The following is a 17,298-nucleotide window of genomic DNA, read 5'->3' as shown; positions in this document are numbered from 1 at the left end:
GGCTGCTCCTGTGGCGTGCCTCCGGTCCGAAGCACTAGGTCCTGTCCGGCGGATCTTCGTGGATCAGCCCGCGGCGTCTGGTGCGGTACATCGCAAGGCGGAGGGTCGTCCTCGTACCGGGTCGTACTCGGGCGATCCCGACAACGCGGCGAGGTGCCGTGCCAGGCGTCGTGGGCCCGCGAAGATCCGCCGGACAGGGCCTAAGGGTCCCGTGCCCGTGCGAGACCCCGCCGAACCCGTTCGAGACCCCGCCGAACCCGTTCGAGACCCTGCCGAACAAGGTTTCTTCCCGTGTTTTCTTCCCCGCGCGGCGGTTACCCGTGGCACCGCATCCGCGCTCGAGGAGGGTCCGATGACCGAGTACGGCTACTTTCTGGCCGCCGAGGAACACGGTCCCGCCGAGCTGGTCGAGCAGGCGCGGATGGCGGAACAGGCGGGGTTCACCTCGCTGTGGATCTCCGACCACTACCACCCCTGGAACGCGGCACAGGGCCAGAGTTCGTTCGTCTGGTCCGTGATCGGCGCCCTGGCCCAGGCCACCTCGCTGCCCGTGCAGACCGCCGTGACCTGCCCGACGTTCCGCGTCCACCCCGCCATCGTCGCCCAGGCGGCGGCCACCAGCGCGGTCCTGCTGGAGGGCCGGTTCCGGCTGGGCGTGGGCAGCGGTGAGGCCCTGAACGAGCATGTGCTGGGCGACCGCTGGCCCCCGGCCCCGCTCCGGCTGGAGATGCTGGAAGAGGCCGTGATGGTGATGCGCCAGCTGTTCACGGGGCGCCGGGTCGACCACCACGGCAAGCACTACACGGTGGAGAACGCCCGGCTGTTCACGGTCCCCGACGAGCCGGTGCCCATCGACATCGCCGCGTCCGGGGCGGCCGCCTGCGCGCTGGCCGGGCGGGTCGGCGACGGCTTCATCACCATGGCGCCGGACGCGGAGCTGGTGGAGCGGTTCCGGCGCGGCAGCGGTGCGAGCGGCAACCACAAGCCCGTACGCGGCGGCCTCAAGGTGTGCTGGGGGCCGGACGCCGACGAGGCGCTGCGCACCGCACACCGGCTGTGGGCCGTCGAGTCGCTGCCCGGCGCGCTGCTGACGACACTGCCCGCCCCGGCCCACTTCGAGCAGGCCGCCGAACTCGTCCCGCCCGAGCGGACGGCGTCCAAGGTGACCTGCGGAGACGACGTGGACGCCCATACCAGCGCGCTGTCCGCCTACGCCGAGGCCGGGTTCGACACCGTCTACGTCAACCAGATCGGCCCCGACCAGCGCGGCTTCTTCGACTTCTACCGCACCAAAGTGCTGCCGCAGCTGGCCGGTTGAGCCCTGATTTCCGAGCACCCACAGGAGTGAGTGACCGACATGACCACCAAAGTCGCCGACTATGTCCTCGCCCGGCTGCGCGAATGGGGCGTCGAGCATGTCTACGGGTACCCGGGCGACGGCATCAACGGACTGCTCGCCGCGTGGGGGCGGGCGGAGAACGAACCCCGGTTCATCCAGGCGCGGCACGAGGAGATGGCCGCGTTCCAGGCCGTCGGCTACGCCAAGTTCAGCGGACGGCTCGGCGTCTGCGCGGCCACCTCGGGGCCGGGCGCCATCCACCTGCTGAACGGGCTGTACGACGCCAAGCTGGACCACGTCCCGGTGGTGGCGCTGGTCGGCCAGACCCACCGCAGCGCGATGGGCGGCTCGTACCAGCAGGAGGTCGACCTGCACAGCCTCTACAAGGACGTCGCCTCCGACTTCCTGGAGACCGTGACCGTCCCCGAGCAGCTGCCGAACGTGCTGGACCGGGCCATCCGCACCGCCTACGCCCGGCGCGCCCCCACCGCCGTGATCATCCCGGCGGACGTCCAGGAGCTGGACTACACCCCGCCCACCCACGAGTTCAAGATGGTGCCCTCCAGCCTGGACCGCAGCGGCTGGTCCGCCGTGCCCTCCAGCAGCGCGCTGGAGCGCGCCGCCGAGGTGCTGAACGCGGGCGAGCGGGTCGCCATCCTGGTCGGCCAGGGCGCCACCGGGGCGCGCGCCGAGGTGCGGAAGGTGGCGGACACGCTCGGCGCGGGCGTCGCCAAGGCGCTCCTCGGGCTGGATGTGCTGAGCGACGACCTGCCGTATGTCACCGGGCCCATCGGACTCCTGGGCACCCGCCCCTCGTACGAGCTGATGCGCGACTGCGACACCCTGCTGACGATCGGCTCCAGCTTCCCGTACACCCAGTTCCTGCCGGAGTTCGGCAAGGTCCGCGCGGTGCAGATCGACCTCGACCCGCACATGATCGGGATGCGCTACCCGTACGAGGTCAACCTCGTCGGGGACGCGCGCGAGACGCTGCTGCGGCTGCTGCCGATGCTGCGCCGCGAGGAGTCCCGCGGCTGGCAGGACGGGGTGATGGCGGGGGTGCGGCGCTGGGACGAGGTGATGGAGCAGCGCGCCGAGGTGTCCGCCGACCCCATCAACCCCGAGTACGTGGCGCATTGCCTGAACCCGCTGCTCCCCGACGACGCGATCCTCACCTGCGACTCCGGCTCCGTCGCCAACTGGTACGCGCGCCATGTGCGGATGCGCGGCCGGATGCGCGGCTCCCTGTCCGGCACACTGGCCACCATGGGCAGCGGCGTGCCGTACGCGATCGGCGCCAAGTTCGCCCACCCGGACCGGCCCGTGGTGGCGCTGGTCGGGGACGGCGCGATGCAGATGAACGGGATGGCGGAGCTGATCACCGCGGCCAAGTACCGCCACGCGTGGGACGATCCGCGGCTGATCGTCGGCGTCTGGAACAACCAGGACCTCAACCAGGTGACCTGGGAGATGCGGGCGATGGGCGGCGCGCCCCAGTTCCTGCCCTCGCAGGAGATCCCCGACGTGTCCTCCGCCCGGTTCGCCCAATCGCTCGGCCTGAAGGGCATCCGGGTGGAGAAGCCCGAACAGGTCGAGCAGGCGTGGCGCGAGGCGCTGAGCGCGGACGGCCCGGTGTGCGTCGAGTTCCTGACCGACCCGGCCGTGCCGCCGATCCCGCCGCACGCGACCTGGGAGCAGATGGAGGCCACGCTCGAATCGATGGCCAAGGGCGACCCGGACCGCACCGGCATGGTGCGCCAGGGGCTGAAGGCGAAGGTGCAGGAGTACCTGCCGCACCGCTCGCACCGGGGCAAGAAGGCCGACGGCGACGGCGCATGAGCGGCGACGAGACGTGAGCGCGGGTGCCCCGTGAAGATCGAGCGGCTGGACGTCACGGCCTACACGGTGCCGACCGACGCCCCCGAGGCGGACGCCACCCTCGCCTGGGACGAGACCACCGTCGTGGTGGTCGAGGCGCGCAGCGAGCTGACCACCGGCCTCGGCTGGACGTACGCGCCGGCCGACGCCGGGTCGGTGGTCTGCGACCTGCTGCGCGCCCATGTCCTGGGCCGCTCCCCCATGGACGTCGCGGGGACGAACGAGGCCATGGGCCGCGCCGTGCGCAACGCGGGGCGTCCCGGTCTGGTGTCCTTCGCGATCTCCGCGGTGGACATCGCGCTGTGGGACCTCAAGGCGCGGCTGCTGGAGCTGCCGCTGCCGCGGCTGATCGGCGCGGTGCACGAGTCCGTGCCGGTCTACGGCTCCGGCGGCTTCCTCACGTACCACGACACCCATCTGGCCACCCAGCTCACCGGCTGGGTGCACGGCCAGGGCATCGATCGCGTCAAGATCAAGATCGGTGAGGCATGGGGCCGGGCCGTCGAGCGCGACCTCGCCCGGGTGCGCCACGCGCGCGACGCGATCGGCCCGCACGCGGAGCTGTACGTGGACGCGGGCGGAGCGTACAACCGCAAGCAGGCGGTGCGGATGGGGCACGCGCTCGCCGAGAGCGGGGTGGGCTGGTTCGAGGAGCCGGTCTCCTCCGAGGACCTGGACGGCCTGCGGGTCGTCCGCGACCTGGTGGTCTGCGACGTCACGGCGGGCGAGTACGGCTATCTGCTGCCGTACTTCGCGCGGCTGGCGCCGGTCGTGGACTGTCTGCAGGCCGACGCCACCCGCTGCGGCGGGCTCACCGTCTGGCTGCGCGCCGCCGCCCTCGCCGAGGCCATGGGGCTGGAGATCTCCGCGCACGGCGCACCGCACGCCCATGCGCAGGTGGCCGCGTGCGTACCGAACCTGCGCCACGTTGAATGGTTCCACGACCATGCGCGCATCGAATCCACCCTCTTCACCGGCGCCCTCGACCCCACCGGCGGCTCGGTGCGGCCCGGCGTGAGCGGTGCGCCGGGACACGGCATGTCCTTCCGCCACGAGACGGCGACGCCGTACCGGGTGCTGTGAGCGGTTTCGGCGCCGTCCTGCTGGCTACCCGCCGGGCGGCTCACCTACGGATGGCACGACGTACGCAGGACACCGGAAAGGACGTGAACACGATGATGGTCGCCTTCCTCGTCGCCCCCGAAGGCGTTGAGCAGGTCGAGCTCACCGATCCCTGGCAGGCGGTCCGCGACGCCGGCGGCACGCCCCGACTGGTGTCCACCGCGTCCGGCCGCGTCCAGGGGTTCCACCACCTCGACAAGGCCGACACCTTCGAGGTCGACCAGACGGTGAAGGACGCGACCGTGGCGGAGTACGACGCTCTGGTGCTGCCCGGCGGGGTCGCCAACCCCGACTTTCTGCGCCTGGACAAGCGGGCCGTCGCCTTCGTCAAGGGCTTCTTCGACGCGGGCAAGCCCGTCGCCGCGATCTGCCACGCGCCGTGGACGCTGGTCGAGGCCGATGTCGTACGCGGCCGCACCCTCACCTCGTGGCCCAGCCTGCGGACCGACATCACCAACGCGGGCGGTGTCTGGGTGGACGAGCAGGTCAAGATCTGCGACGGCGGCCCGAACACCCTGATCACCAGCCGGAGGCCGGACGACCTGAAGGCGTTCGACGAGGCCCTGGTCGAGGAGTTCGCGAGGGCCACGGGCTCGGCGCGGAAGGGAGCGGCGTGATGACCGGACAGCCGGACCGCAAGGAGCGGCAGCGCGAGGAGCACCTGGCCGCCGACCCCGCCGAAGGGCCGCTGACCACCGACCAGGGCGTGGCGGTCGACCACACCGACGACTCGCTCTCGGCGGGCGAGCGCGGCCCCACGCTGATGGAGGACTTCCACTTCCGCGAGAAGCTCACGCACTTCGACCATGAGCGGATCCCGGAGCGGGTGGTGCACGCGCGCGGCGCGGGCGCTTACGGGTACTTCGAGCCGTACGAGTCCTGCGCGGAGTTCACCAAGGCCGCCTTCCTCCAGGACCCGTCCGTCCGCACCCCCGTCTTCGTACGGTTCTCCACCGTGCAGGGGCCGCGCGGGTCGGCCGACACGGTGCGCGACGTACGCGGCTTCGCCACCAAGTTCTACACCTCGGAGGGGAACTACGACCTGGTCGGCAACAACATGCCGGTCTTCTTCATCCAGGACGGCATCAAGTTCCCCGACTTCGTGCACGCGGTCAAACCCGAACCGCACAACGACATCCCCACCGGCGCCTCCGCGCACGACACCCTGTGGGATTTCGTCTCTCTCCAGCCCGAGACCATGCACATGATGATGTGGCTGATGTCGGACCGGGCCATCCCGCGCAGCTACCGGATGATGCAGGGCTTCGGCGTGCACACCTTCCGCTTCGTCAACGCCAGCGGCAAGGGCACCTTCGTCAAGTTCCACTGGAAGCCCAAGCTCGGCGTGCACTCGCTGGTGTGGGACGAGGCCCAGGAGTGCCAGGGCCGGGACCCCGACTTCAACCGGCGCGACCTGTGGAACGCCATCGAGGCGGGCGAATACCCGGAATGGGAGCTGGGCGTTCAACTGGTGCCGGAGGAAGACGAGTTCAACTTCGACTTCGACCTGCTCGACGCCACCAAGCTCATCCCGGAGGAGCAGGTGCCGGTGCGGCCGCTCGGCCGCATGGTCCTGGACCGCAACCCGCACAACTTCTTCGCCGAGACGGAGCAGGTCGCCTTCCACACCGCCAACGTCGTCCCCGGCATCGACTTCACCAACGACCCGCTGCTCCAGGCCCGCAACTTCTCCTACCTGGACACCCAGCTGATCCGGCTCGGCGGCCCCAACTTCGCGCACATCCCGGTCAACCAGGCCGTCGCCCCCGTACGCACCAACCACCGCGACGGCTACCACCAGAGCGAGATCCACACCGGCACCAACTACTCCCCCAACTCCCTGGGCGGCGGCTGCCCCGCCATCGCCGGAGCCGACGGCTATGCCTTCTCCCACTACGCGGAACGCGTCGACGGCGACAAGATCCGCAAGCGCAGCCCCAGCTTCAAGGACTTCTACAGCCAGGCCGCCATGTTCTGGAACAGCATGAGCGACTGGGAGCGCGAGCACATCGTGGCCGCCTTCCGCTTCGAACTGGGCAAGGTGGCCACGGTGCGGATCCGCGAGCGTACGGTCGACCAGCTCGCCCACATCGACTACGGCCTGGCCACGGAGGTCGCCGAGGGCATCGGCATCGCCAACCCCGCCCCGGCTCGCGACAACCACAAACCCGTCGCCTCGCCCGCCCTCAGCCTGGACAACCTGCGCGGCGACCACTCCCTCCACACCCGCACCGTCGCGGTGCTGGTCACGGACGGCGTGGACGCCGGACAGCTCGCCCAGGCGCAGGAGGCGCTGACCGTCGAGGGGGCCGTCGTCGAAGCGCTCGCGGCCCATGACGGCAAGGTGCGCGGCAGCGACGGCAACGGCTACGCGGTGGACCGCGCCCTGCCGACCGTCGCCTCCGTGCTGTACGACGCCGTCCTGCTGCCCGGTGGTCCCCCCGGAACTCCGGACCTGGCTTCCGACGAGGCCGCCATGCGCTTCGTCCGCGACGCCTACCGGCACGGCAAGCCCATCGGCGCCCTGGGCTCGGGCGTCGGCCTGCTCACCGCCCTCAGCCCCGACGGCCTTCACCTGTCCGCCGGGCATGGGCAGGTCTGCGCGGACCGGGGCGTGGTCACCGATACGACGACGGGGGCGGCGAGCGAGGAGTTCACCCGGGCGTTCGCCGATGCCATAGCCGCCCACCGGCACTTCACCCGCCCCCCGGCGCGCCCCTGACCGCGGCCCGGCACCGCGCGAAGCCGGGGAGGGCGCGGTGCCGGGAGCATGCGGGGTCACCTCATGCGAGGAAGGTCCGTACGGCGGCGGCCTCCTCGTCGGTGAGGGTGACGCCGAAGCCGTCGCGCAGCTCCTGTACCGCCTGGTCCGCGGTGAGCTGACGCTCGTCGATGAGGCCGTCCGGACGCTGCGTGCGCAGCGTCCGGTCACGCAGGACGTGGCGGGCCTTGTCGTCACCGCGCTGGGCCACGATGTGGCCGGTGAAGACGGACTTCGGGTGGGTGGCGGTGTAGTGGAAGGACGCCACGAAGTCGCTCGGGGCCTGGGTCTCCAGTCCGAAGGCGTAGACGTCGAACCAGCTGTCCGCGTTGAGCGTGCGGAGCACCCAGGTCTCCTCGCCCTCCCGGACCACCTGCCACGTCCACTCGCCGACGGTGGAGTGGCCCTCGTGCTCGAAGGGCACGGGGTGGAGCGGCCCCGCGTCCCCGAAGCCGACGTCCACGAGGTAGGTGCGCCCCTCGGCCCGCGCGGTCAGCATGGTGTGGGAGCGGAACCGCACGTCCGTGGTGTTGCCGCGGCGGACCCGGGCCAGGTGCCGGTTGACGGTGAAGCCCAGGGCCTCCAGGACGGCCGCGAACAGCAGATTGTGTTCCAGGCACATGCCTCCCCGCCCACGGTGGACGAGCTTGTCCTGAATGCCCGCGACACCGGTCGGCACGAGGATGTCGAGCCCCACGTCGATCGACTCGAAGCAGATGGTGTCGACATGGCGCCGATGGATCTCGGTGAGGGTCGCCAGGGTCGCCTCGCGCGGGCCGGAGTAGCCGATCCGGGCGAAGTAGGCGTCCAGGTCCGGGGTTTCGTCCTCCCACAGATTGCGCGGGGCGGTGCTGGCGGAGGTGGGGAGAGAGGTGGTCATCGCAGGTCTCCTCGAAGTGCTGTGGCGTGGCTCAGCCGCGCTGGGACACGGCTTCGGCTTCGGCCTTTTCGCTGGGTTCGGAGCGTGCCGCGACGGTGTCCTTCCGCGGCCGGGCACCGGTCGGTCCGAACAGGGTGACGATGATGGCCGCGATCAGGTACGCCGCGGCGAGGCAGAGGGCCGTGGGGACGAATTCCCCGAAGAGCGCCGGTACTTGGGCGCCCAGCCCGGCGCACAGGTTCAGCACGAAGCTGAAGACGGCGAGCGCGGTACCGGCGGCGGCCCCTGCCGCCGCACCGGTCGACTGCACCAGGGCCGGGGTGGCGCTGGACGAGGCGAGCATGGTGAAGAACATGGCGGCGCCCATGCCGACCACGCTGTCGTTCAGGAGCGCGGCGGTGCCCACACCGATACCGCAGATCGTGAGGGCCCCGGCGGCACGCCACTTGGGGACGATCCGGGCGAGCACGGGCGCCAGCACCACCGAGAGGACCAGGGCGGGCAGTGCGCTGGCGCGCAGTCCCAGCATGGCGTCGTGGTCACCGGCCAGGCCGGAGGGTCCGTAGAGCTGGATCGCGGTGTAGGCGGAGGTGATGCCGCCGAGCGAGATCACGCCGCCCACCAGGAAGGGGACGATGCGCAGCAGACCGGAGCGAGGCGCGGTGGCCGACTGCCCGGCCTTCTGGGGCGAGCCCTTGGGGGTGGTGGGGCTGGGGAGGTCGGGCAGCATCACCTTGTGCACCGCCACGGCCGACAGGGCCAGCAGCGGGCCGGAGATCCAGAAGAGCGACTGCCAGCCGAAGGTCGGCTCCAGCAGCTGGGCGGCGACCTGTCCGACGACCAGGCAACCGCCCAGCGAACAGGAGATGATGGTGATCGCCGTGGCGAGCCGGGAGGCGGGCAGCCGCTGGCCGAAGTAGGCGTAGACCACAGGTGAGAAGACACCTGCCGCGACGCCCTGCACCGCTCGGACCAGCGAGCCGGACAGCAGCGATTCGGTGAACGGCACCAGCATCGTGATCACGGCCATCGCGGAGATCGACCACACCAGGGCGCCCCTCCGGCCGAGCCGGGCGCTGAGCGGCGCGGCGAGCAGCGAGCCGAAGGCGAAGGCGATGGCGAAGGACGTGGTGGCCCAGGCGGCCCCCTCGTCGCTGGTGTGCCAGGCCGAGGCGAAGTTGGGGATGAGCGAGATCGTGGCGTACGCCTGGCTGGCCAGGATGATCGCGATCGGGGCCAGGGTCCCCACGGTACGGGCGAACGGCGCTTCAGGCGCTTTCGTCCCGGTGTCGGTTGTCATGGTGGTTGTGCCTCTCCGGGGCAGTGGTGACGGTCAGGGGCCGCACGGTCCGGATGCGGACCGTGCGGGACGGTGGCCTGCGGTCCGGCACACGCTGACGCACCGCAGGCCACGGTCCTTGAGGGTCGGTGCGGTCAGACCTCCTGCAGTCGGCCGACGGGCGGGGCGGCGCTGATGACCGCCCGGCGCAACTGCCCCGCGATCTCGGGGTCGTCGACGGGGTGGGTGTCGGCGAAGCGCGTCTCCGTCTTGCCCACGGCGACTCCCTCGCCGGGAATCACCTGGGCACCGGCGACACCGAGCGCCTTGATGACTTCCTCCTGGGCCCATACGCCGCCGAACTGGCCGTACGTCGCGCTCAGTACGACCGTCGGCATGTTGGACAGGGCGCTCTCCCCGAACGGGCGGGAGAGCCAGTCGAGGGCGTTCTTCAGGACGGCCGAGGTCGTGCCGTTGTATTCCGGGGTGAAGACCATGAGGGCGTCCGCCTCGCCGACGTTCCGGCGCAGGGCGACGGCCTGGCGCGGGGCGACGCCGTCCGCCAGGTCGATGTCCTCGTCGTAGTAAGGGAGTTCTGCCAGCCCCTCGACGATCTCGATGGTCACGCCGTCAGGGCACAGCCTGACAGCGGCTTCGGCGAGCTGTCGGTTGAACGAGCCGGCTCTGAGGCTGCCGACGAGAGCGACTATGCGCACAGGCATGACGAAGTGACTCCTAGAACTGAGGTGGAAAAGCGTCCGGTGCAGGGGGCCTCGGAGCCGACCCGTGGGCCGGGGTCGGCGAGGGTGTGCCGAGGCCATGGACCCGGTTGTCCATCCCGTTCTGCCGCAGAGCGTGCCACTGAAGCAGGCGGGTGCTTGTTGTGGGCATGTCATCCGGACTTCGGTCAGGTGCGTACGAGGGTTTCCGGTGGGGGGGCTTCGGTCGTCATCGTCCGAAGCCTCGGAGGTTGTGGCGAGGGCGCCGGGGACCGCCCCGGCGAATGCACTTCACACGTAAGCAGATTTCGGCCATCGACGTCAAACAGTTCGGCGTCGAACTGTCTGTTCTGACGGGAGCGCAGCCGAGCTTCGCGGCACGTCCGGACGCGCGTCACCTCGCGTTTGAGCAGGCTGTATTCTCAGTTTTTGAAGATTCAGTGTCGAATGATTCGACCTCGATGCCGAGGGCCGGTCGATCAAGGAACGGAGGACAGCCGAGGCATGACGGACGAGCGGCGTGCAGGCGACGACAAGTTGGCCACCACGAGCGAGGAGACCGCGGCAGGCGAGCCCTCCGAACCGACAGGCGCGACCGATGCCGTCGACGCGATCCTCCGGCAGTGGGAGCGCGTCCGGCCGGACCTCGACGCCTCCCCGATGGGTGTGATCGGGCGCCTGTCCCGCGCCGCCCGGCTGACCAGTCTGCGCGTCGACGAATACCTGCGCTCCGAGGGGCTGGAGAGCTGGGAGTTCGATGTCCTCGCGACACTGCGGCGAGCCGGTGCGCCGTACACCCTCAACTCCAAGGAACTCGCCTCCGCCAGCATGATCGGGGCCGCGGCGATGACCAACCGCGTCGCCCGGCTCCTGGACCGGGGCCTGCTCACCCGCGAGTCGGACGCCCAGAACCGGCGCCGGGTGAAGATCGCCCTGACGGCCGAGGGTCTGGCAATGGTCGACCGGGTCGTCAAGGGACACGTCGAGAACGAACGCAAGCTCATGGAAGGCATGACGCCGGAGGAGCAGGACCAGCTTGCCCACCTGCTGCGCCTTCTCCTCATCTCCCTCGGGGACGGCACAAGGGGCGGCGCCGGTGGGCAATGCCCCATCGAGTGTCCGATGCCGGCAGCGGACCGCTGAGGTTCGCGCGGGGGCCGGGAGGAGCTCCCGGTTCGGGCTACGCCTCGCGGCCCAGCAGCGCCAGCAGCCTCGTCTGGGCGTCGGCATCCGGCGGCGGCTCCACCGGGGCCGCGAAGAGGCCGCTCTTCTCCAGGTCCGCCGCGTACGGCGCCACCTCTCGTACGGCGAAGTCGACCAGCAGCTTCGGGAGCCGCTCGTCGGCGCCGATGGCGCGGGACAGGTCCCAGGCGTGGACCGTCGCGTCGGTGGTCATCTGCGCGCAGTAGTCGGTGGCGGGGCTCGCGCCGTAGGAGAGGGCGACGGTGCGGTCCAGGGCGCCCGGCTCCTGGAAGGCCGTACGGGCGACGGCCACGGCCGCGTCCCAGGTGGCGACGGGGTCGCCGCCGAGCTGATCGCCGGACAGGACGTCGTCCTCGCCGCCGGGGCTCGCCCCCTCGCGGAGCAGCGCGGGCACCCACATCTGCTCGACCGCCAGGTGGTTCACCAGGTCCCGCACGGTCCACTCGGTGCAGGGCGTGGGGGCGTCCCACTGGCCGGGCCGTACGGCGTGCACCCGCTCGGTGAACAGGTCCAGCGCCTCACCGTGCCTGGCCAGCAGCGGATTGTTCGCGTCAGTGTCAGTCATGGGCGCCGAGTACCCGCGCGACGGGCCGCTAATAAAACGCAGAGGCGCCGGGCACGGGCCCCTGATCTCCCGTGCCCGGCGCCGCCCTCACTCCCTGCGGGCCGCTCGGCCACACGCCGGGTCCCCGGGCCGGAGGACCTCAAACCCTCCCGGAAAAACTTCCGGACCCGACCCCTCCGGTCCCGTGTCAGTGGCGTGGCGACGGGTACGCGGGAGGGACGAAAAACCGGACCGCCAGGAGGGAGTGACCGGCAGCACCTGGGCGGCGCGACGCAGTGAACCACTACTCGGGGACATGACCATCCCACGAGCACCACGGACCCATGAGGGAAGGGGACCGACATGCAGCGAGGCAGCAACCGGCTGAGCGCTCACCGGGACGATGAGATGAAGCAGGAGCTTCAGGGACTGATCCGTTCCGGCCATCCGACCCGCGTCGAGGAGTGGCACGACCCGGAGCCCGCCGCCGACGACGACCCGGCGGTGACGACCGGTCCGGTGCCCTCGCCGGGGGCGATCGGCGAGGCGGAGAGGCTGCGCTTCGAGTTCGCCCGCCATCTGGGCCGTACGACGTTCCCGGCGGAACGGAGCGCCGTGCTGCGCGTCCTGCACGAACGGCACGCACCGGACCGGCTGATCAATCTGGCCGAAGAGCTGCCCGCCCACGAAACGTTCCGTACCGTGCAGGAGGTGGTCTCCGCGCTCGGTCTGCGCCCCGAGGCGTAAGCGGCCCCCGAGACGCGAGGCCCGGCCCGGCACACCCGAAGAAGGCGAGCGAAATGCCGCAGTACGTGAAAGACGTCATGACGCCGACGGTCACCTTGGTGCGTCCCGATGCCTCGCTGGTGGAAGCCGCGCAGCTGATGCGCGCGAAGGACATCGGCGGTGTGTTCGTGGCGCTCGACGGTGAGCTGCTGGGCGTCCTCACCGACCGCGACATCACGCTGCGCGCGGTCGCGGACGGCGTCGATCCGCTGACGGTCAGCTGCCATCTGGTGTGCACTCCGAACCCGGTGACCATCGGCCCCGACGAGGAGATCACCGAGGCGGCCGCGCTGATGCGCGAGCATGAGGTGCGGCGACTGCCGGTGGTCCGGGCGGGGCGCCCGGTGGGAGTGGTGAGCATGCGGGATCTGGAGCAGGGGCGGACGCCCGCCTGAGGGTGCCAAGAGGGCGGCGGGGAACGGGAGTTGCCGGTTCCCCGCCGCCATTCTCATGCCTTCCATGGACCATATGGTGAGACGACTCTTCTCGTCATGCGAGATGGCGGCGTACGGTGGCAGTCGTTCCCGATCGCGGTCGACTCGACGAGGAGTTCCGTCATGCCGAACGACGCCGTCTACACCCACGGACACCACGAGTCGGTGCTGCGCTCGCACACCTGGCGCACGGCCGCCAACTCCGCGGCCTATCTGACCGGCCATCTCGTGCCCCATATGCGGGTCCTGGACATCGGCTGCGGCCCCGGCACCATCACCGCCGACCTGGCCGGGCTGGTGCCGCGGGGCGAGGTCGTCGGCGTCGACGCGGAGCCCGCCATTCTGGAGCAGGCGCGGTCGGTCGCCGATGAGCGCGGCCTGACCAATCTCCGCTTCGCGGTCGCCGACGTCCACGATCTGGACTTCCCCGACGACTCCTTCTGCGTCGTCCACGCCCACCAGGTGCTCCAGCACGTCGGCGACCCGGTGCGGGCGCTGCGCGAGATGCGGCGGGTGTGCAAGCCGGGCGGCATCGTCGCGGTCCGCGACAGCGACTACGCCGCCATGACCTGGTATCCGCACCTCACCGGGCTGGACGCCTGGCTGGACCTCTACCGCCGGGTCGCGCGCGCCAACGGCGGCGAGCCGGACGCGGGGCGCCGACTGCGCTCCTGGGCCCTGGAGGCGGGCTTCGCCGGCACCGCCCTCACCGCGACCGCCGCCGCGTGGTGCTACGCCACCCCCGAGGAGCGGGCGTGGTGGAGCGGGCTGTGGGCGGACCGCACGGTCGCGTCGTCGTACGCCCGGCGCGCGGTCGAGGGTGGCCACGCCACGGATGCGGAGCTGGCAGAGATCGCCAGCGCCTGGCGCGCGTGGGGCGGCCGGGACGACGGCTGGTTCGCCGTCCTGCACGGCGAGCTGCTGTGCCGTATCTGACGTGCGGTTGAGGTTCAACTAGGCTCGCCCGCATGGACATCATGGGGACTTCACTGCGGGTCTGTGTCGACGATCTGGACTCCGCCATCAGCGTCTACGAACGGCTCACCGGAGCCGAGGCGTCCCGCTCCCAGCGCGGCGGCGTCTCGGTCGCGGCGGTCGGCTGCTTCTTTCTGATGAGCGGCCCGGAGTCGGAGATGGAGATTCTCCGCAAGATCGCGGCGACGATCGCGGTGAAGGACGTGGACGAGGCGATCGCCGATCTGACGGCGGTCGGCGCGCAGATCGTCGCGGGCCCGATCCCCGCCCCCACCGGCCGCATGCTGGTGGCCCGCCACCCGGACGGTTCGATCTTCGAGTACGTGGACCGCAACCCCGCCTGAACAGCGCACTCCCGGCCGGTCGGCGGGGGCGCCTCCCCCGGTGCCCTCGCCGACCGCGATTACGCGGGCCCCGGCATGTCGCTGGTGATGGCCCAGCGGTCGTGGTCGCGCCACGCCCCCTCGATATAGAGAAAGTCGGGCGAAAAGCCCTCCAGCCGGAAGCCATGCCGCTTGACGAGCGCGGTCGACGCCTCGTTGCCGGGCTGGATGTTGACCTCGATCCGGTGCAGCCCGAGCGGCCCGAATGCCTGCCGCAGCACCAGCCCGAGCCCCTCGGACATATAGCCGCGCCCGGCGGCGGGCGGGAAGGCGCCGTAGCCGATCGCGCCGCACTGGAACGCGCCGCGCACGATGTTGTTGATGTTGATGAATCCGGCGAGCGCCCCGGTCTCCCGCTCGCAGACCAGGAAGCCGCGCCGGTCCTCCCGCTCCAGCTGGGCGATGAAGCCCTCGTACGCCTCGTCCGTCGTGGGCAGCGTCAGCCAGGGGCTGTGGAAGGACGCGCTCTGCCGCGCGAGCCGGACGAATTCGGCGCCGTCCGCACGCCGATGGGGACGGATGGCCGCGCGGGTTCCCTCGGCGAGATACGCATGATCAGGCATTGGTCAATGATGGTACGGAGGCCGGGCCTCCGCCACCGACTTAGCGGCCGCGACCCCATCTGGTCATATCCATGAACGCTGCGCCGCTGGTCGCACGAACGGCCCCCTTGACTTTTCCGGCCGCATGGGCGGCCTGAACACCAGGTCAGCGCTGCGGAATAAGTGCTTCACAGGCCATTGACCGAGTGCATACAGAACCGTATGGTCCTGCGCACCACTCATTGACTGTTCACAGGGATGAACATATCGCCAGGAGAGCACCATGGCACAGCAGGGACCCCCCGGCCAGGACGCGGCGCCCGCGCCGGAGCTGGTCGACCGGGCGGTGAGCAAGTTCTTGCGGCGCGTCATGCCGATGCTGGTGTTGATGCTCGTCGTCAACCAGATGGACCGCACCAACGTCGGTTTCGTCCAGGACGACCTCAGCGCCGACATCGGAGTCGGCGCCGCCGCATACGGCTTGGGCGCCGGGCTGTTCTTCATCAGCTACGCCATCTTCGAAGTGCCGAGCAACATGCTCATGGAGCGCTTCGGCGCCCGCGTCTGGCTGACCCGCATCATGATCAGCTGGGGAGCGGTGACGCTCGCCATGTGCTTCATGCACGGCGTCACGTCCTTCTACGTCCTGCGCTTCCTGCTCGGCATCGCCGAGGCGGGGTTCTTCCCGGGCGTCATGTACTACTTCACCACCTGGCTGCCCAACTCCTACCGGGGCCGGGCCAGCGCCCTCTTCCTCGGCGGCTCCGCCACCGCCTACATCGTCACCGGCCCGATCAGCGGCGCGCTCCTCGAAATGCACGGCCTCGGCGGCTTCGCCGGATGGCGCTGGATGTTCGCCATGGAAGGCGCCATCTCGATCGTGGTGGGCCTGATCGCCGCGTTCTTCCTGGTCTCCAAGATCGGCGACGCCCGCTGGCTCACCACCGAGGAGCGGACGGCCCTGAGCGCGGCGGTCGAGCGCGACCGGGCCAGCCGCAGCCGCGAGCCCAAGGTGTCCCGGCTGCGCCTGGTGCTCCACCCGCAGGTCGCGCTGCTCACCCTGGTCTTCTTCGCCATGGCACTGACCGGCTACGCCATCACCTTCTGGCTGCCGAGCCTGGTCGACGACATCGGCGGTCTTTCGCCCTTCCAGGTCGGACTGCTCTCGGCCGTCCCGTGGATCTGCGCGGTGGTCACGATGTACACCATGAGCCGCTACACCGACCGCATGCCGGACCGGCGCCCGTACCTGGCCATCGTGCTGGTGCTGTCGGCCATCGGCACGTTCCTCGCCACGCTCGGCTCCCCGTGGTTCGGCCTCGCGGCCATCACCCTGGCCGCCGTCGGCAGCAAGTGCGGCGCCAACCTCTTCTGGCCGCTGGCGCAGTCCAGCCTCGACCTCAAGGTCACGGCCTCCGGGCTCGCCGTCATCAACTCCCTCGGCAACCTGGGAGGGTTCGTCGCCCCGACGCTCTTCGGCTACCTGGAGGAGAGCACGGGCAGCACCAACGGCGGGCTCTACGCGCTCTCCGCCGCCTCCCTGATCGCCGTGGTCGGGGTCTACCTGCTGCGCCGCCCGGCGGCCGGGACCGGCAGCGGGACGGGCGCCAACGCCCCCGCCCCGGCGCCCGCACCGGCCGCGCACTGAGCCCCGGGCCCCGGCCGGGCCGAGGGTTCCTAGCCCTCCCGGCCGGGGTCGCGCAGGGCCATCGCCGCCGCGTAACCGGACTCCACCGGTACGTCGGCCATCGTCCACGGCCCCACCGGCACCGGCTCCCGGCCGGTGCCGAGGTAGTCCCGCGCCGGGTCCTGGGACAGCCCGGTGCCGATGCCCTTCAGATACGCCTCCTTGCGCGTCCAGCAGCGGCCGAAGGCGGCGGGCCGGTCGGCCTCCGGCAGCGCGGCCAGCTCGGCGCGCTCCCTGGGGTGCAGGCTCTCGGCGACCTGGGCCACCACCGAGGCGGCCTGCATCTTCTCCACATCGACCCCGACCGGAGTCCCGGCGAAGGCGAAGAGCACCAGGTCACCGGCGTGCGACATATTGAAGTGGAGCGGGGTGCCGACCACCGCGGGGCGGCCGTGCGGACCGCCGCAGCCGGGGCAGTCCTCCCGGGTGAACGGAACGCCGGACGGCTCCATGCCCAGATAGCCGCCGAGCAGCTGGCGCAGCCCGATATGGGCCGCCGTGTACCGCTCCCGGTCCTCGGCGCGCAGGAACCTCCCGGCCCGCTCCAGCTCCTCGGCGTCGAGGATCTTGCCGGGTGCGGCGGCGTCCAGAGCGGCGATGAAGGACGAGACGCTGAGCAGCCAGGTCTCGGGCTCGCCGCCCTGCGGCCAGCCACCGGCCAGGGCGGTGGGCAGCGGCTCACGGCCGACGAGGCGCGGGGCCCGTGCGGTGGTCAACTGGCTCCTCCAGAACGAATGATGGCGAAACAGTTCGCATATCGGATCTT

General features: G+C 70.9%; 17 protein-coding genes. 11 read left to right on the top strand and 6 right to left on the bottom strand.

Annotated elements, in window-relative coordinates; all coding sequences use genetic code 11:
• The first annotated feature begins 352 nt into the window (after positions 1-352).
• From ACZ59A_RS20160 to ACZ59A_RS20140, 5 genes are all read left to right on the top strand, one after another.
• The gene (locus tag ACZ59A_RS20160) at positions 353-1,318 is read left to right on the top strand and encodes a TIGR03557 family F420-dependent LLM class oxidoreductase (RefSeq protein WP_470960445.1); all 966 of its coding nucleotides are present in this window, start codon (positions 353-355) and stop codon (positions 1,316-1,318) included.
• Between the two features lie 39 nt (positions 1,319-1,357).
• A complete protein-coding gene (locus ACZ59A_RS20155; RefSeq protein ID WP_470960444.1) occupies positions 1,358-3,178 on the top strand; it encodes a thiamine pyrophosphate-requiring protein in 1,821 nt (606 codons plus the stop codon).
• Between the two features lie 30 nt (positions 3,179-3,208).
• On the top strand, positions 3,209-4,300 hold the full coding sequence (locus tag ACZ59A_RS20150; RefSeq protein WP_470960443.1) for an enolase C-terminal domain-like protein: 1,092 nt from the start codon (positions 3,209-3,211) through the stop codon (positions 4,298-4,300).
• A 92-nt stretch (positions 4,301-4,392) separates the two neighbouring features.
• Complete coding sequence (locus ACZ59A_RS20145; RefSeq protein WP_470960639.1) at positions 4,393-4,956, top strand: type 1 glutamine amidotransferase domain-containing protein; 564 nt, start codon at positions 4,393-4,395, stop codon at positions 4,954-4,956.
• Positions 4,956-7,061 (top strand): catalase, encoded by a 2,106-nt coding sequence (locus ACZ59A_RS20140; protein ID WP_470960442.1) that lies wholly within the window; start codon positions 4,956-4,958, stop codon positions 7,059-7,061. Before ACZ59A_RS20145 ends, ACZ59A_RS20140 begins: the two co-directional genes overlap by 1 nt.
• A 61-nt stretch (positions 7,062-7,122) precedes the next feature.
• Here the strand turns inward: ACZ59A_RS20140 and ACZ59A_RS20135 are convergent, their stop codons facing one another.
• The 3 genes from ACZ59A_RS20135 to ACZ59A_RS20125 form a co-directional block, all read right to left on the bottom strand.
• On the bottom strand, positions 7,123-7,980 hold the full coding sequence (locus ACZ59A_RS20135; protein WP_470960441.1) for an arylamine N-acetyltransferase family protein: 858 nt from the start codon (positions 7,978-7,980) through the stop codon (positions 7,123-7,125).
• Between the two features lie 31 nt (positions 7,981-8,011).
• Positions 8,012-9,280: an MFS transporter gene (locus ACZ59A_RS20130; RefSeq protein WP_470960440.1), complete on the bottom strand. Its 1,269-nt coding sequence runs from the start codon at positions 9,278-9,280 to the stop codon at positions 8,012-8,014.
• Positions 9,281-9,414: 134 nt separating this feature from the next.
• Entirely contained in the window at positions 9,415-9,981 is a 567-nt protein-coding gene (locus tag ACZ59A_RS20125; protein ID WP_468047178.1) for an NADPH-dependent FMN reductase, read from the bottom strand.
• A 501-nt stretch (positions 9,982-10,482) separates the two neighbouring features.
• On the opposite strand from ACZ59A_RS20125, the gene ACZ59A_RS20120 reads away from it, so the two are divergent.
• Positions 10,483-11,121, top strand: a complete 639-nt coding sequence (locus tag ACZ59A_RS20120) for a MarR family winged helix-turn-helix transcriptional regulator (RefSeq protein WP_470960439.1) — start codon at positions 10,483-10,485, stop codon at positions 11,119-11,121.
• A gap of 37 nt (positions 11,122-11,158) precedes the next feature.
• Here the strand turns inward: ACZ59A_RS20120 and ACZ59A_RS20115 are convergent, their stop codons facing one another.
• Positions 11,159-11,746: a TIGR03086 family metal-binding protein gene (locus ACZ59A_RS20115; protein ID WP_470960438.1), complete on the bottom strand. Its 588-nt coding sequence runs from the start codon at positions 11,744-11,746 to the stop codon at positions 11,159-11,161.
• Positions 11,747-12,088: 342 nt separating this feature from the next.
• Here ACZ59A_RS20115 and ACZ59A_RS20110 point away from each other — a divergent pair, with 342 nt between their 5' ends.
• The 4 genes from ACZ59A_RS20110 (at position 12,089) to ACZ59A_RS20095 (ending at position 14,264) form a co-directional block, all read left to right on the top strand.
• Positions 12,089-12,472, top strand: coding sequence for a DUF2795 domain-containing protein (locus tag ACZ59A_RS20110; RefSeq protein WP_470960437.1), 384 nt, complete (start codon positions 12,089-12,091; stop codon positions 12,470-12,472).
• A 53-nt stretch (positions 12,473-12,525) separates the two neighbouring features.
• Positions 12,526-12,906 (top strand): CBS domain-containing protein, encoded by a 381-nt coding sequence (locus tag ACZ59A_RS20105; protein WP_468047186.1) that lies wholly within the window; start codon positions 12,526-12,528, stop codon positions 12,904-12,906.
• A gap of 162 nt (positions 12,907-13,068) precedes the next feature.
• Complete coding sequence (locus ACZ59A_RS20100) at positions 13,069-13,881, top strand: class I SAM-dependent methyltransferase (RefSeq protein ID WP_470960436.1); 813 nt, start codon at positions 13,069-13,071, stop codon at positions 13,879-13,881.
• 32 nt (positions 13,882-13,913) lie between these two features.
• On the top strand, positions 13,914-14,264 hold the full coding sequence (locus tag ACZ59A_RS20095; protein WP_468047190.1) for a VOC family protein: 351 nt from the start codon (positions 13,914-13,916) through the stop codon (positions 14,262-14,264).
• Between the two features lie 59 nt (positions 14,265-14,323).
• On the opposite strand, the gene ACZ59A_RS20090 is transcribed toward ACZ59A_RS20095, so the two are convergent.
• The gene (locus ACZ59A_RS20090; RefSeq protein WP_470960435.1) at positions 14,324-14,866 is read right to left on the bottom strand and encodes a GNAT family N-acetyltransferase; all 543 of its coding nucleotides are present in this window, start codon (positions 14,864-14,866) and stop codon (positions 14,324-14,326) included.
• A 262-nt stretch (positions 14,867-15,128) separates the two neighbouring features.
• Between ACZ59A_RS20090 and ACZ59A_RS20085 the strand changes: the two genes are divergently transcribed.
• Positions 15,129-16,493, top strand: a complete 1,365-nt coding sequence (locus ACZ59A_RS20085) for an MFS transporter (protein ID WP_470960434.1) — start codon at positions 15,129-15,131, stop codon at positions 16,491-16,493.
• Between the two features lie 29 nt (positions 16,494-16,522).
• On the opposite strand, the gene ACZ59A_RS20080 is transcribed toward ACZ59A_RS20085, so the two are convergent.
• Complete coding sequence (locus tag ACZ59A_RS20080; protein ID WP_470960433.1) at positions 16,523-17,248, bottom strand: 4'-phosphopantetheinyl transferase family protein; 726 nt, start codon at positions 17,246-17,248, stop codon at positions 16,523-16,525.
• Positions 17,249-17,298: the final 50 nt, after the last annotated feature.

It is taken from the genome of Streptomyces sp. NPDC040405 (assembly GCF_055595765.1).
The sequence above is the reverse complement of the archived record's forward strand: the minus strand, read 5'-3'. Positions and strand labels throughout refer to the sequence as shown.